The sequence below is a fragment of the Micromonospora sp. Llam0 genome (genome assembly GCF_003751085.1).
GTDB lineage: Bacteria > Actinomycetota > Actinomycetes > Mycobacteriales > Micromonosporaceae > Micromonospora_E.
Genome location: NZ_RJJY01000001.1, coordinates 1,077,899 through 1,091,692 on the forward strand (window position 1 = coordinate 1,077,899; position 13,794 = coordinate 1,091,692).

At 72.1% G+C, this 13,794-nt stretch carries 11 protein-coding genes; 6 read left to right on the forward strand and 5 right to left on the reverse strand.

Going from position 1 to position 13,794, the window contains the following annotated elements; genetic code table 11:
• Nucleotides 1-281 precede the first annotated feature (281 nt).
• Nucleotides 282-566, forward strand: a complete 285-nt coding sequence (locus tag EDC02_RS39460) for a hypothetical protein (RefSeq protein WP_148083328.1) — start codon at nt 282-284, stop codon at nt 564-566.
• Nucleotides 563-1,738 (forward strand): helix-turn-helix domain-containing protein, encoded by a 1,176-nt coding sequence (locus EDC02_RS04920; protein WP_233605743.1) that lies wholly within the window; start codon nt 563-565, stop codon nt 1,736-1,738. The genes EDC02_RS39460 and EDC02_RS04920 overlap by 4 nt, the downstream gene beginning before the upstream one ends.
• 20 nt (nt 1,739-1,758) lie before the next feature.
• Here the strand turns inward: EDC02_RS04920 and EDC02_RS04925 are convergent, their stop codons facing one another.
• Both EDC02_RS04925 and EDC02_RS04930 read right to left on the reverse strand, forming a co-directional pair.
• The gene (locus EDC02_RS04925) at nt 1,759-2,397 is read right to left on the reverse strand and encodes an MOSC domain-containing protein (protein ID WP_123600922.1); all 639 of its coding nucleotides are present in this window, start codon (nt 2,395-2,397) and stop codon (nt 1,759-1,761) included.
• A 94-nt stretch (nt 2,398-2,491) separates the two neighbouring features.
• Nucleotides 2,492-4,462, reverse strand: coding sequence for a BTAD domain-containing putative transcriptional regulator (locus EDC02_RS04930; protein ID WP_123600923.1), 1,971 nt, complete (start codon nt 4,460-4,462; stop codon nt 2,492-2,494).
• 104 nt (nt 4,463-4,566) lie between these two features.
• Here EDC02_RS04930 and EDC02_RS04935 point away from each other — a divergent pair, with 104 nt between their 5' ends.
• A complete protein-coding gene (locus EDC02_RS04935) occupies nt 4,567-5,445 on the forward strand; it encodes an alpha/beta fold hydrolase (protein WP_123600924.1) in 879 nt (292 codons plus the stop codon).
• Nucleotides 5,446-5,542: 97 nt separating this feature from the next.
• Here EDC02_RS04935 and EDC02_RS04940 read toward each other — a convergent pair whose 3' ends face one another.
• Nucleotides 5,543-6,892, reverse strand: a complete 1,350-nt coding sequence (locus tag EDC02_RS04940) for a cellulose binding domain-containing protein (RefSeq protein ID WP_123600925.1) — start codon at nt 6,890-6,892, stop codon at nt 5,543-5,545.
• 442 nt (nt 6,893-7,334) lie between these two features.
• Here EDC02_RS04940 and trpB point away from each other — a divergent pair, with 442 nt between their 5' ends.
• Genes trpB through EDC02_RS04955 form a run of 3 tightly spaced genes read left to right on the forward strand, consistent with a single transcriptional unit; the run spans nt 7,335 to nt 10,090 of the window.
• Complete coding sequence (gene trpB / locus EDC02_RS04945) at nt 7,335-8,510, forward strand: tryptophan synthase subunit beta (RefSeq protein ID WP_123600926.1); 1,176 nt, start codon at nt 7,335-7,337, stop codon at nt 8,508-8,510.
• The gene (trpA, locus tag EDC02_RS04950; protein ID WP_123600927.1) at nt 8,507-9,313 is read left to right on the forward strand and encodes a tryptophan synthase subunit alpha; all 807 of its coding nucleotides are present in this window, start codon (nt 8,507-8,509) and stop codon (nt 9,311-9,313) included. The genes trpB and trpA overlap by 4 nt, the downstream gene beginning before the upstream one ends.
• Nucleotides 9,314-9,334: 21 nt before the next feature.
• A complete protein-coding gene (locus EDC02_RS04955) occupies nt 9,335-10,090 on the forward strand; it encodes a GntR family transcriptional regulator (RefSeq protein ID WP_123600928.1) in 756 nt (251 codons plus the stop codon).
• A gap of 11 nt (nt 10,091-10,101) precedes the next feature.
• Here the strand turns inward: EDC02_RS04955 and EDC02_RS04960 are convergent, their stop codons facing one another.
• Together EDC02_RS04960 and EDC02_RS04965 are read right to left on the reverse strand one after the other, a co-directional pair.
• Complete coding sequence (locus tag EDC02_RS04960; RefSeq protein WP_123600929.1) at nt 10,102-12,648, reverse strand: hypothetical protein; 2,547 nt, start codon at nt 12,646-12,648, stop codon at nt 10,102-10,104.
• Nucleotides 12,648-13,700 (reverse strand): patatin-like phospholipase family protein, encoded by a 1,053-nt coding sequence (locus tag EDC02_RS04965; protein ID WP_199757509.1) that lies wholly within the window; start codon nt 13,698-13,700, stop codon nt 12,648-12,650. Before EDC02_RS04965 ends, EDC02_RS04960 begins: the two co-directional genes overlap by 1 nt.
• Nucleotides 13,701-13,794: the final 94 nt, after the last annotated feature.

Here is a 13,794-nt window from a genome sequence, read left to right on the forward strand (position 1 = left end):
CCCGTGATCGCCCTTTTCGCGCGTCGGGCCCGCCTGCTGGGCGGCGGCTCGGGGTTGACGTGGAGAGCCACCTCGGGTCGCCGCCCTTCCAACGCTTGTTGAGGGGGCAGCGTGTTCGGGAAGTGGTTTCAGCGTGCGGACGTGCCGGTGGATGTGGTGTATCCGGTGCCGGGTCGGCGGCGGTTCGCCGATCGGACGGTGCCGCCGTCGGACCGGCGGCCGGCGACCCGGACCGACCGCGCGGATCGCCGGGGTGGTAACGCCGGCCGGCATTACCTGCGGTGAAGAAGCCCCGGGCCGGCGGTGGGCCGGTGCATGAGCCGGTGCGGCCGTCGTGGTGCTGCGCGGTCTGTCCGGACGGGACGCCCTGGCCGTGTCCGCCGGGCCGGACGCAATTGGCCGAGGCGTACGTCGGGGAGCCGGTCGCGTTGTCGGTCGACGTCGGTGAGCTGCTGACCCTGGCCGCCGAGGAGGCTGGGATCACCGATCCGGCCGAGTTGTACGAACGCTTCGTGTCGTGGACCTGGATCGACGGGACCTGGATCGACGCGGGTGGGCGGCGGTGAGTGTGGCGGTGGGGCGTCGGGTCGCCCTGTGGCGGGTGCGGCGGCGGATGACGCAGCAGGTGTTCGCCGATCGGATCGGCCGGTCGAAGAGCTGGGTGGAGAAGGTGGAGCGTGGTGTCCGGCGGTTGGACCGGTTTTCGTTGATCCGGCAGGTCGCCGAGGTGTTGCGGGTGGATCCGGCGGAGTTGATCGGCCCGGACCGGCCATCGGAGGCCGGTGGGGCGGTCGGCGGGGTGGCGGCGGTCCGGGCGGCGCTGGCCAGCTACGGCGTGTTCACCGCCGTCGAGAGCGGACCGGCGGGGGAGCAGGAGGTGACGCGGCGGGTGGAGCATGCGTGGTTGACGTACCAGCACGGGGACTATCCCCGGCTGCTGCGGATGACGCCGGAGCTGTTGGACGCCGCCCGCCGGTTGCACGCCGCCCGGCCTGGGCCGGGGGCGGAGTTGTTGGTGCGGGCGTACCGGATTATCGCGCTCGTGCTGGTCAAGGTCGGCGAACCCGAGCTGGCCTGGTTGGCGGCCGATCGGGCGCTTGCCACCGCCGGCAGCGATTCGGTGCTGGCCGGGTCGGCGGCGGTGCCGCTCGGGCAGGCGCTGCGCGGGTTGGGCCAGGACCGGTTGGCGATGACGACGACGGTCGCCGCCGCCGACCGCATCGCGGCGGCATCGGTCGAGTGCGGCACGGTGTACGGGACGTTGCTGCTGCAGGCCGGGTTGGCCGCCGCCGGCTGCGGCGAAACCCGCAGCGTCGACGAGCTGCTCGGCCGAGCCGCTGACGTCGCTGGCCGGATCGGCGACGGGCTGGACTACCGGCAGGCGAGTTTCGGCCCGGCGGCCGTCGACTGCGCCCGGGTGACGGCGGCCGTCGACCTCGGGGACGCCACCGACGCTGTCAACCGACACGCCACGATCGTCCGTCACGACGGCTGGCTACGGCTGCCGGCGGAGCATCGGGCGGCGTACCTGGTGGACACGGCGCGGGCGTACCTCGACGTCGCTGACTTCACCGGGGCAGGACGTTGGCTCGTCGAGGCGGACCGCGTCGCACCGGCTGAGATCCGCTGCCGGCCCTCCGCCCGTACCCTCGTGGCTGAGATCGCCCGGTGCGGGCCGGACGCTGCCGGCGTCGCCCGGCTGGCGACGGCGATCGGGCTGACGACCGGCACCTCATGACGAGGGAACCTGTATGACCCTTAAACCGGCGGGTTGAGGGTCATGGAGGTTCCCTCGGTGGCGTCGGCCGTGCCGAGTACCCGGATCTGGTCGCCGGGCCGGATGACGCCACCGACCACGACGCGGGCGTAGAGGCCACGCAGCCGGGCCTGGCGACCCTGCTCACCCCAGACCAGTTTGTGCGCGTCGCGTCCGTAGCGGTTGGCGAACTTCGCGCACCCGGTGTGCGGTTCGGCCGTCACCTCGATGACCGCCTCGTCGCCGACCGCCAGCCGGGTGCCGGCGGGCAGTGCGTCGGTGTGCAGGTCGAGGTCGGCGAAGAGCTGGTCGCCGGCCAGCCCCCAGTGCTGCGGGTCGTCGCCGGCGACCAGCCGGACGAACCGGGAGTTCATCACGGTGAGCTGCCGGTCCGGGTGGGCCGAACCGTCGCCGGTCGCCGAACTGCCGCGCTGCGCCCAGCCGTCGCCGACCAGCCCGTCGGTGATGTCGAGCGTCCCTTCGGCCAGCAGTTCCCGCTCGTCGACGGCCGGCCGGCGGACGACGAGGTCCAACGTGCCGGAGCCGCGTGGGGAGTGGGCCACCTCGGCGAGCCCGGCGGTGAGCTCGGCGGTGGGCAGGTGACGGGGTGCCGTGGTGTTCGTCGGGGGGTGGTGGTCCATGTCCGGAGTGTGGCAGAGCGTACGCACGCAGTCGATAGGATTCACCGCACGGCCGTGACCGCCATCGATGCCAGCCGGCTCAGTGGTAGCCGGCTCATCGGGTGCGGTGCAGGGCCGCGTCGAGGTCGTCGAGGTGACGGGCGACCGGGCCGACGGTGAGCATGCCGCTGCCGGCCCCGGCCAACTCGCCGACGGCCGGGGCGAGTGCGGTCCGGGCGCGGCGCATCACCGTACGGTCGTCGAGGGCGATCGCGGCCCGCGCGGTGAGGCACCACAACGCCTCGGCCAGCAGATCACGCGGTGGGTCCGGGGTCTGCCGCAGCGCCGTCGCGGCCTCGGCCGGCCGGTCCCCGGCCAGCAGCAGGAGCGGGCGCGTCCACGGTCGGTAGGGACCCCAGTCGGTGTCGTCGTCGAAGCGGATCGCCCCGCCTCGCCAGACCCGCAGGCACAGCAGCGCCAGCGGGAGCAGGCCATGCTCGACGCCGGGCATGCCGGCGGTGGCGAGCCGCGCCGCCGCGTCGCGGTAGGCGGCCTCGGCGGCGGCCGACGACGACCCGGTCGCGGCCAGCCGCAGCGCCCGGTACCACCCGGTGAACACCCCGACCAGCGGTCGGTCGTGTCGCTGCCCGAGCCGGTCCGCGGCGGTGGCGTGCTGGTCGGCGGCGGCGAAGTCGGCGAGCCCGCCGCGGGCCTGCAACCGGACGAGATGACCGAGGATCTCGTACGTCGCGAGACCGTGCCGGGTGCAGAGCGTGACCAGCTCGGCGCCGATCTCGTCCCGTTCGGTGGCCAGGCCGGTCCGGTGGAAGGTCTGCATGAACACGCCGTTGAGCGCGAACGCCAGCAGGGCCGGGTCGCCCAGCCGGCGCGCGATCCGCTCCGCCTGCCGGGCCGCCTCGGGTCCGCGTGCCGCATGCGTACCGCGTGACTCCACCGCGACCGTGGCCAGCAGCCGGGCCCGGGTGGCGTCGGACAGGCCGGGGCCAGCGGCGGCCAGGGCCCGTTCGGCGGCCGCGACGATCTGCGCCGCCTGCGCCGGGTCGTCCGAGCGGGGCCAGATCGCGGGTACGTCGTACCCGCCGATCACCTGGGCGGTGAGCTCGGGATCGGCCAACTGTTCAGCCACGGTGATGGTGGTGATCCGCTGCCGCCGCGCCGCTTCGAGGCCGCTGGCCCCGGTCACGGCGAGGCTGCGCAGCAGGCCGACCGTCGACTCCAGCCGGGTCCCGGAATCGGCCGGCACGGCACGGTCGTACGCCGCCGTGGCCTCCGCCCAGAGCCGTTCGGGTGCGGTCGGACCGGGACCGTCGTCGACCCGTTCGGTCTGGCGCAGGATGTCGGCTTCCAGCTGTCGCAGCCGAGGCCCGGGGTCGATGCCGAGCTCGTCCAGCAGTAGCCGGCGGGCCCGGCGCAGGACCGCGAGGGCGTCGCCCTGGCGGCCGGCCCGGTACAGGGCGAGTGCCAGCAGTCGCCACGCCTCCTCCCGCCACGGATGCCCGGCGACGTGGGCGTCGAGATCAGGTACGGCCTCGGCGGCCCGCCCCAGGCCCAGCAGCGCCTCGGCCCGCTGCTCGACGGCGTTGAGCCGGAGCTGGTCGAGACGGGAACGCTCGACCTGCGCCCACGGTTCGTCGTCGAAACCGGCGTACGCCGGCCCGCGCCACCAGGTCAGGGCCCGGTCGAGCTGATCGAGCGCCGGGTGCGGGGCAGCGGTGGACGCGGTAGCGACCGTGTTCTCGAACCGCCAGGCGTCGACCGCGTCCGGCGCCGGCCGCAGCGCGTACCCCGAGCCCTCGGTGACCAGCAGCCGAGCCGGCTGACGTGGTGGCCGGTGCGGCTCCAGCGCGCGCCGCAGCGCCGCGACGAAGGTTCGTACGGCGCTCACCGCGCCCGGGGCGGGCTCCGGCCACAGGTCTTCGACGAGACGGTCGACCGGGACGACCCGGCCCCGGGCGACGACGAGCCGGGCGAGCACCGCCCGGTGCTTCGGCCCTTTCAGGTCGATCGGCGCGCCGACGTCGTCCCAGGCGACGACCGGGCCGAGAACACCGAAGCTGACCTGCACTGATCGGACCGCCCTTCTGCGTCTGCGCTCAACGTATCGCGCTCATCGGTTGCTCATCCGCGCCCGGCACGCTGGATTCCGGCACCGACCAGAAAGGGACAATCATGACATTCGCCATCCCTGGCTTCGACTACCAGCGGGTCGCGGTCGACGACGACGTGGCCCTGAACGTGGCGGTCGGCGGCACCGGCCGTCCGATCGTGCTGCTGCACGGCTTTCCGCAGACCCACGCCATGTGGCGCCACGTCGCCGTCGACCTGGCCGCCGACCACACGGTGATCGCGCCTGACCTGCGCGGCTACGGCGCGAGTGACAAACCCGAGGCGGTCGACCGGGACACGTATTCGAAGCGGACCATGGCCGCCGACATCGTCGCTCTCGCCGGCGAGCTCGGCCACGAACGCTTCGCGTTGGCCGGACACGACCGTGGCGCCCTGGTCGCCATCCGCGCCGGCCTGGACCATCCCACCCGGATTAGCCACCTCGCCTCGCTCGACGTGCTGCCGACCCTGGACATGTGGGACGTACTGCACGGCTCCACCGCAGCGGTCGCGTTCCACCTGTACCTGATGGCCCAGCCGCCCGGCCTGCCCGAGCAGATGATCGGCGCCAGCGCGGACGCCTTCTTCGGGTACTTCCTCGATTTGTGGACCCGCGACCCGCAGGCCATCCCCGCTGAGCTGCGGGCGGAGTACCTGCGGGCCTCGCGCGAGGCGGTCGCCTCGATCGTCGCCGACTACCGGGCCTCGGCCGGCATCGACATCGAACACGACCAGGCCGACCGGGCGGCCGGCAACCGGTTGGTCATGCCGGTCACCGTCGTGCAGCAGGACTGGGGCGCCGCACTGGGGTTCGACGCGGCGGCGCTGTGGCGTACCTGGGCCGACAACCTGGAGCACCGCACCACCTCGGCCGGACACTTCATGGCCGAGGAGGCACCGGAGGAGATCATCAAGGTGCTGCGCTCCCTGCTTGAGCGCTAGCGCTGCTCAGGTGCCGGTGTCGCTCAGCGCCGCTCATGCGTCGGCGCCGCGCCGCTGGCCCGGCCCCGGGACGGGTCGGGGCCGGGCCAGCGGTGGTTCAGTTGGCGGAGCAGGTGGGGGTCATGCCGGTTCCGCTGCCGTTGCCCTGGAAGCCGAATTCGGTGACCTGGCCGGGGTTGAGCTGGCCGTTGTAGCTGACGTTGGTGAACCGGACGGTGCCGGTGCTACCACTGGCGCTGGCGTTCCAGGTGTTGGTGACGCTGGCGCCGCCGGGCAGGGTCATCGTGACGGTCCACCCGTTGGTGCCGGCGGAGCCGGCGGTGATCCGGACGGTGGCGACGAAGCCGCCGGTCCAGGAGTTCAGCGAGACGGTCGCGGTGCAGCCGCCGTTGCCGGGCGGCGGCGTGGTCGGGCCCGGCGGCGGCGTGGTGGGGCCGGGCGGGGGAGTGGTCGGGCCGGGTGGCGGCGTCGTCGGGTTCGGTTGGCCGCCCTGGAACTGGGAGAAGAACTGCCAGATCTCACCCTTGGTCCAGGTGTTGACGCCGCTTTCGGTGTAGGTGCCGTCGACCGGGCCCGGGGTGTGGCCGTTGTCGTACGCGGCCCACTGCACCGGGTACCCGGAGCGGCAGCCCGGGTAGGCGGTGGTGATGTGCGCCCGGCTGCCCTGCCCGGGTTCCCGAGGGCTCTGCTGCGTGCAGCCGTTGTTGCGGACGAACGTGTCGCGCAGTGACCGTCCCATGGAGATCGGCAGGACGTTGTCGGTGATGCCGTGCAGTCCGAAGTACGCGACCGGCTGGGTGCCACCGCTGCACCCGCTGATCAGCCCGCCGGAGATGACCGCCACGGCCCGGATCTCGTTCGGCCGGGCGCAGGCGAGCGCATAGCTCATCCCGCCGCCCCAGCTGAAGCCGAGGGCGAAGCGCTGGGTGGTGTCCACGCAGAGGTCGCTCTCGATCCGCTGGACCATGTCGTCGAAGAAGGTGACGTCCTGGCCACCGGGGTTCGCCCAGCCGTTGTCGATCCCCTGCGGGGCGACCAGGATCGCGCTGTTGTTCGACAGTTGCTGCTGGCCGTAGTACGCCCAGGCGGCGCCGCTGCTGCCACCTGAGTTGACGTCGTTGGCGGTGCCGCCGCGCCAGTGGTAGGCGATGATCAGCCGGTACTGGCGGGTGTTGTCGTAGTTGGCGGGCAGCCGCAGGATGAAGCTGCGACTGCGGCCGCTGCTCTGGACCGTGTGGGTGCCGTTGCCCAGCGTCGGGTTTCGGCCGCATCCGGCGCTCGCTGCGGCGATGCCGACGCCGGCGGCCGACACGGCACCTGAGTCCTGGGCTGAACCGGTGTCGCTGGGCTCGGCGCTGGCGGAACCGCCGAGTGCCACGCCGCCTGCGGTGATCGCGAGTAGCGCCGCGAGGAGCAGAGGTCCGGAGAAGGCCCGGCTTCTTGACATCGCAACTCCCTTCTGATTTCTTGCCAGGCCGGGGTGGATATGGGCGCCGGGAACGGGCGGCACCCCACAGTCCGGCTTGGGCACATTTCGATCGGGTACGGATTTCGCCCATGACGAGTGGGCAGGCTTGCACGCGAGCGTGGTGCTGCGGCGGACTCGCCCGGTGAGTCGCCGGCGCCGACCCTCGTAGGCATCGATTGTGATCGATAACATGGTGGCCGTCAAGTCGTGCCGACCGGGTCGGCCCAAGACGGTGGCTCACCGGCCGCCCGCCTGCCCGAGACGTTTGGTCCGTCGGTGGAGTCGGTGTGAGCGGTAACAGCTGCTACTGTTCTAGAACAGCGTCCAGCAGTTATAGAGCTGTCGGGGCGACCCGGACGGCTGACAGACGGAGAGGTGTGGCATCGTGACCGACGTACTGCAAAGGTCCAGGACCGCCGGGATGGGTGACCCCGGTCCGACCGGACGGTTCGGCCGCTACGGCGGCGGCTACGTGCCGGAGTCGCTGGTCGAGACCTGCCGGCGGGTGGAGGAGGCGTTCCGGCAGGCATGGTCGGACCCGGGTTTCCGGGACAGCCTCACCCGCCTGCTGACCGTGCACGTCGGGCGACCGACGCCGCTGACGCCGGCGCTACGCCTCTCCGCGGAACTCGGCGTCCACCTGATGCTCAAGCGGGAGGACCTGACCCATACCGGCTCCCACAAGATCAACAACGTGCTGGGTCAGGCGCTGCTCGCCCGTCGGATGGGCCGGTCGCACCTGATCGCCGAGACCGGTGCCGGGCAGCACGGCGTCGCCACCGCCACCGCAGCGGCGCTGCTCGGCCTGCGAGCCACCGTGTTCATGGGTGAGCGGGACATCGAACGGCAGGCGCTCAACGTGTTCCGGATGCAACTGCTCGGTGCCGACGTGGTTCCGGTCGGCACCGGCAGCCGCACTCTATCCGACGCCACCGGCGAGGCCATGCGCTACTGGGTCGGGCGTACCGACGAGGCGCACTACTGCGCCGGCTCGGTGATCGGTCCGCACCCGTATCCGTGGATGGTGCGGACCTTCCAACGGGTCATCGGCGACGAGGCGCGCGGCCAGTGCGCCCGCGAGCTGGCCAACGCGGTGCCGGACTACGTCGTGGCCTGCGTCGGCGGTGGCTCCAACGCCGCCGGCACCTTCGCCGGTTTCGTCGACACGTCCGCCCGGCTGGTCGGGGTGGAAGCGGCCGGTGGCGCCGGCGCGGCTCTCGGCCGGGTCGGCGTCCTGCACGGATGCCGCTCCCGGTTCCTGCAGGACGACGCTGGCCAGATCGTCGAGGCGCACTCCATCGCCGCCGGACTCGACTACCCGGGCGTCGGGCCCGAGCACGCCCACCTGCGCGATCTCGGTCGCGCCCGGTACGAGACGGTGTCCGACGACGAGGCGGCCGCCGCCGTGGTCCGGTTGGCCCGTACCGAGGGGATCGTGCCGGCACTGGAATCGGCGCACGCGCTCGCCTGGGTGGTCCGCGCGGCCGGCGCGGGTGAGTTGCCACCCGGCGCGACCGTCCTGCTCACCCTCTCCGGGCGCGGCGACAAGGACGTCTCGACGCTCAAGGACGGTCCGACCCCCGGTGACCCGGCATGACGCTTGAGAACCGGCTGCGGCGGCGCCGGGCCGCCGGGCGCAAACTGCTGATGCCGTACGTCACCGGTGGGATCACCACGACCTGGCTCGACCAGCTGCGGGCCTTCGTCGAGGCCGGAGCCGACGCGGTCGAGGTCGGTCTGCCGTTCTCCGACCCCACCCTGGACGGTGCCACCATCCAGGAGGCGACCCACCGGGCATTGGCGTGTGGGGCGACGACCCGGGGCATCCTCGACGACCTCGCCGGTGCCGCGACCGAGGTGCCGCTGGTTGCCAGCACCTACTACAACCTGGTCCTGCACGCCGGCTCCCAGCGGTTCTGCGCCGCGCTGCGCGACGCCGGAGTCAGCGGCCTGATCGTGCCGGACCTGCCGCTCGGCGAGGCCGACGAGTTGGCCGGGTCGGCTGCCTCCGCCGGCATCGACCTGGTCCTGCTGGCCGCGCCGACCACCCCGCCGCCCCGGTTGGCGCAGATCGCCGAGCGCAGCCGGGGCTTCGTCTACGCCGTGTCGGTGATGGGCACCACCGGCGAGCGGACCACGGTCGCCGACTCCGCCGGGGCACTTGTCGACCGGCTACGGCGTACCACGGACCGGCCGGTCATGGTGGGATTCGGCATCTCCACTCCGGAGCACGCCGCGCACGCCGCCCGATCCGCCGACGGTGTCGTCGTCGGAGCCGCGCTGATGCGTCGGGTGCTGGACGGAGCCAGCCCGTACGATGTCGGCAGCTACCTCGCCCGGATGCGCCGCGCCGTCGACCAGGACCTGCCTCCGGGCGGTGGGCGGTGGACCAGAGCGTGACCGAGCAGGAGCGTGACGACCGTGACCGCGAGCCCTGGACCCGCCCCGAGGTACCAGGCCATCGCCACCGACCTCGCGGCGAAGATCCGGGGCGGCGAGTACCCCCCGGGCGAGGCGCTGCCTCCGCAACGCGAGCTGAGCGCTGCGTACGGCGTCACCCTGATGACGTTGCGCCAGGCCCTGCGTCGGCTCAGCGACGACGGGCTGATCGTGCAACAGCCCGGCCGGGGCACCTTCGTCGCCCCGCCGCACCTGGCGTACGAACTCGGCTCGCTGCACAGTTTCGCCGACGACCTGGTCAGACAGGGCCACGCGGTACGCACGACCGTGCTCGCCCGGTCGGTGCGGCGCGCGTCGGGTCGCGCCGCAGCCCAGTTGCGGATCGCGCCGGGCGAGAGCGCGTTGCGGCTGGAGCGGCTGCGTGAGTTCGCCGGCCGCCCCGCGATCCACCAGGTCTCCTGGGTACGCCAACCGCACGCCGACCGGCTCCGCGGCCGGGACTTCACCGCCGAGTCGCTGTACGGCGCTCTCGCCGACATCGGCGTCTCGGTCGCCAGGGCGGCCGAGACGGTTCACCCCGGCCTGCTCGACTCCGTCGTCGCGCCCCTGCTGAAGGAGCCGGCCGGCAGCGCCGTGTTCGTCAGCGACCGGATCACCTACGCCGTCGACACGAGCGCCGTCGTTGTCGACCGGGCCACCATCCTCGGCAGCATGATGGAGATCCGTACCGAGCGGGCGGTCACCGGTCTGTCGCTGCGCTGGGGTGCGACCGGTTGAGTTGACCTCGGCTACACCCGATGGTCGTCGCGGTGGGCGAGGGCGAGGCACCGCAGCCGCTCGGCCGCCCCGGTGGCCCGGGTGAGCGCGGTCCTGACCTCGGCCGCCCCCCGGCCACACTTGATCATGTAGAAGAGGAAGAGGTTGATCGACGCCACGGACAGGGCGTACACGTACACGTCCTGCAGCGCGCCCTGGTAGACCGCGAGGCCGATCGTCCAGACGATCCCCGCGTAGAACAGCGAGGACGGCGTCCACTCCGCGAACGACGCGAGCCCGGTGACCTTCGCGTCGCTCGACGGCACGGTGCTCAACCCCCGTCGACGTGCATCCGTGAGGGCACGCCGGGCGAACAGGAGGACGGCGCTGTTCGTGAACAGTGACAGGGTCTGGCCGATGGCGCTGTTGATCGGCCACAGCCGGGGGTCGTAGAGCACGATCGGCAACACCAGGACGGCGCCGGTGACCGTCTGTATCCGGATGGCGAACTGGGCGACTGCTGCGCGGACGGTGAGGCCGCCGGCCCGCCAGCCGGCGGCCAGCGGATTCATGCCGGCGAAGATGTTGTGGTAGTACTTCGCCGACACCATCGCGTACGTCAGACCGACCAGCAGGGCCGGCGCGTTCGCCTCGATGTCCGGTATGGAGTACCCGGGAGCGCGCAGCGAGTCGAGGACCGGGAAGTGATCCTCCGAGCCGCCCAGCATCCGTTGCAGGGACTCCACCATCCGGTTGCCCCAGGACCAGTCGAACTGCCGGATGATCCAGATGAGGGTGATGGCGCAGGTTACCGCCCAGGCCACGGAGGAGAGCCAGGACCAGGCCAGCAACCGGGCCGCCGCGAGGGCCGACGCGCGGCCGGCGGCACCCGGCTCACCCCGGCGGGTCCGGTAGATGCGACGCAGCTGACCGGGGGCACCGGCGAGTGGCCGGAACAGTCCGAGGGTGAGTCGGGTCTGGAACAGTTCCCAGGTGCCGCGGACCAGCCGGTCGTCGGTCGGCGGCGTCCGGGCCGCCTCGGCGTCGAGTTCCGCGGTGAACGTGTCGTGGAGTCGGGCGTACCGGGAGACGTCCGGTGCCGGTTGCTGTTCTTCACCGGCTGCGGCGTGCAGCTCGCCGGGGTCGGTGTCCGGCGAGAACAGCAGCAACCGATGGTCCGGGTGCGTGTCGATGAGGTCCTCGATGAACCGGGCCAGCAGCGGCGCGTGGGCGTAGAACTCGTCCGGAACGACATCACCCGGTTCCCCGCCACCGAACATGGTCAGCAACTTGCCCAGCGAGTAGACGTCGGACTTGTCACCGGCCGTCCCGTCGGCCTTGACCTCGGGAGCGACGAACTGTCCGTCCGGGCCTTCGAGCGCACCGAAGGCGTACGTGTACAGGTAGTTCGCGCCGATGTCGATCAGCCGGAAAACGGGTCGGCCGTCCCGGTAGGTCACCATGATGTTCGACGGGGCGAGGTCGCCGTGCCCTCGCCTGGTCGGCTCGGTGGGGTGGTTGCCGGCGTTGAGAAACCGGTCGAGCTCCGCGAGCGCCAGGAAGGCGGCCGTGCCGTAGTCCCGCAGGTCGGCCAGGAGCGCGAACCGGTCGACCGAGGCCTCGCCGAGGCCCTGGTCGTCGCCGGGTGTCGCCGACCGTCCGGGGCGGACACGTCGCGCGGTGCGGCGTCGCGCGGTGCGTTCCCGCCACACCTCGTGCAGCGGACGCCCGGCGACGAAGTCCATCAGGATCCAGCTGTGCGAGCTGGCCCAGACCGCGACCAGATGTTCCGCCTGGGCACCGGCGAGATCGTAGAGCCCGGCGTACGCCTTCGTCGTGCTCGCGATGCGCGGAATCCTCAGGTACGGGTAGAGGATCAACTTGAGGGCGAAGGGTCGACGCAGCCCGCCCCGTCGCGTGCCGGACCCGCGCAGGATCACCGATGTGGTCCCGTGTTCGTGGAACTCGAGAGTGTCGAAGTCGACTCCGGCGGTCCACTCGGACCCCGCGACGGCATCCTCACCGGCCTGGTCCGGAAGCGGTCCGCCGGCCGGCCGGTACAGCTCGCGGATCGTCTCGCGTACCGGCCGCTGCCGGACGAGACGCCCGCACACGCCGGGACAGTCGTGGCCGGGTGGGGGTGCGCTCCCGTCGGTGGTACCCGCCCGGGCCGGCGCGGCGGCGGTTCGGCGGTCACTCGATTCGGCCAGGCCGGTCAGAGTGATCAACAGCAGCGCCAGGAAGCCGACCGTCTGCCGACGCGGCGCCGGCAGGTCGGCGGCACCCTCGGCGAGCCGGTCGCAGTGCCGCGCCAGTCCGTCGAGGACCGCCTTCCAGCTGCCCGGGCGGAACCGGTCGTCGAAGGACCGCTGGTCGAACGGAACGTCACGCAGCAGCGCCCGCCAGGAGATCAGGTCATCGGCCGTCGGTCGGTTCGTCGCAGTCGTCCGCCGCCCGGCGGCCGTCTCACCGCCGGCCGGCAGCAGCAGTTTCGCCAACCGGTCGAGGTCCGGACCGGGCGGCGTGGGCGGTCGGGAAAGCTCCTCGACCAACTGGTCGAGGGTCGGTCGGCCGGCCATCAGCGCTGGTCCACGACCATCAGACGGGGCACCGCGTGCAGTCGCCCCGACCGGAGCAGATCCACCGGTCGTCCCTCAACCGCGCAGTACATCAGGGAGTACGCCCGGCGCGCCGCGCTGATCAGCAGATGCGAGCGCAGTTCGTGCCGCTTGACCTCGGTGTCCTCGGGCAACGGGGCGAGGTCGAGGACGTACGGCGGCAGCTGGCTCGCGGTGTCGCGCCGGGCGGTGAGGTCGACCTGGTCGCGGAGCCGTTGCCGGACCGAGGCCAGGTAGGCGGCGCCCAGCCCTTCCTTGATCTTTTCCAGGTAGCGGTGGGTATACCGGTGCTGCAGACCGAGCCCGCCGTTGCCGCTGCGCATGGGCCGGGTACTCAGGGAGAGCACGTGGGTGCATCCGTCGCGTAGCGCGAGCCGGAACGGCAGCGCGGTGACCACGCCACCGTCGAGAGCCCGCCAGCCCCGGAACTGCGCCGTTCCCCGTACGGCGATCGGCAGCCAGGCGGAGGCCAGCAGAGCGGCCTTGAGGTCGGCTCGGTCGGTGAAATCGGATATCAGCCGGGTAGAAATTGCATCGACGTCGGTAATAGCTATGTGCAACTGGACGTCGGCTGCCAGAACGCGATCATAGGCGAGGGGCTTGATGATCTCGACGACCTCGCCGAACGCGTAGTCGAGATCGAGGATGTTCCCGCCACGCAGGCCGCGGGCGAAGTCGATGAACCGGCGGCTGGTCAGGTCGTCGTAGTAGATCGAAACGGGGTACCAGGTCCCGCCGGCGAGGAAATAGGCGCTGTTCACCGCGCCGGACGAGCAGCCGTACACCGCGTCGAACGCGTCGCTGAAACCCTGGTCCTCCAGCGCCGCGAGCATCGAGGCGGAGACGACTCCGCGCATCCCGCCGCCCTCGACGGCGAGGCCGACCTTCGCCGTGTCACCGGGATCGCGGGCGCCGGGCCGGCTGCGGGAAGCACGCCTTTGCCGGATGATCTCCAGGACCGGGTGTTCGGCGTCCCAGAGCGGGGTGGCCATGGCGTCCGGCGACCCGCCCATGCTCTCAGCCGACATTTTCGGCGAGACGGGGACCGGCAGGCGACACCATCGACGGTGGACTCACTCTATCGATGTTGCCAGTAGGTGGATCTGT

Coding starts and splice junctions, on each gene's coding strand:
- EDC02_RS04925 (WP_123600922.1), bottom strand. CDS start 2,397: ATGGACCACCACCCCCCGACGAACACCACGGCACCCCGTCACCTGCCC.
- EDC02_RS04935 (WP_123600924.1), top strand. CDS start 4,567: ATGACATTCGCCATCCCTGGCTTCGACTACCAGCGGGTCGCGGTCGAC.
- EDC02_RS04940 (WP_123600925.1), bottom strand. CDS start 6,892: ATGTCAAGAAGCCGGGCCTTCTCCGGACCTCTGCTCCTCGCGGCGCTA.
- trpB (WP_123600926.1), top strand. CDS start 7,335: ATGGGTGACCCCGGTCCGACCGGACGGTTCGGCCGCTACGGCGGCGGC.
- trpA (WP_123600927.1), top strand. CDS start 8,507: ATGACGCTTGAGAACCGGCTGCGGCGGCGCCGGGCCGCCGGGCGCAAA.
- EDC02_RS04960 (WP_123600929.1), bottom strand. CDS start 12,648: ATGGCCGGCCGACCGACCCTCGACCAGTTGGTCGAGGAGCTTTCCCGA.
- EDC02_RS04965 (WP_199757509.1), bottom strand. CDS start 13,700: ATGGGCGGGTCGCCGGACGCCATGGCCACCCCGCTCTGGGACGCCGAA.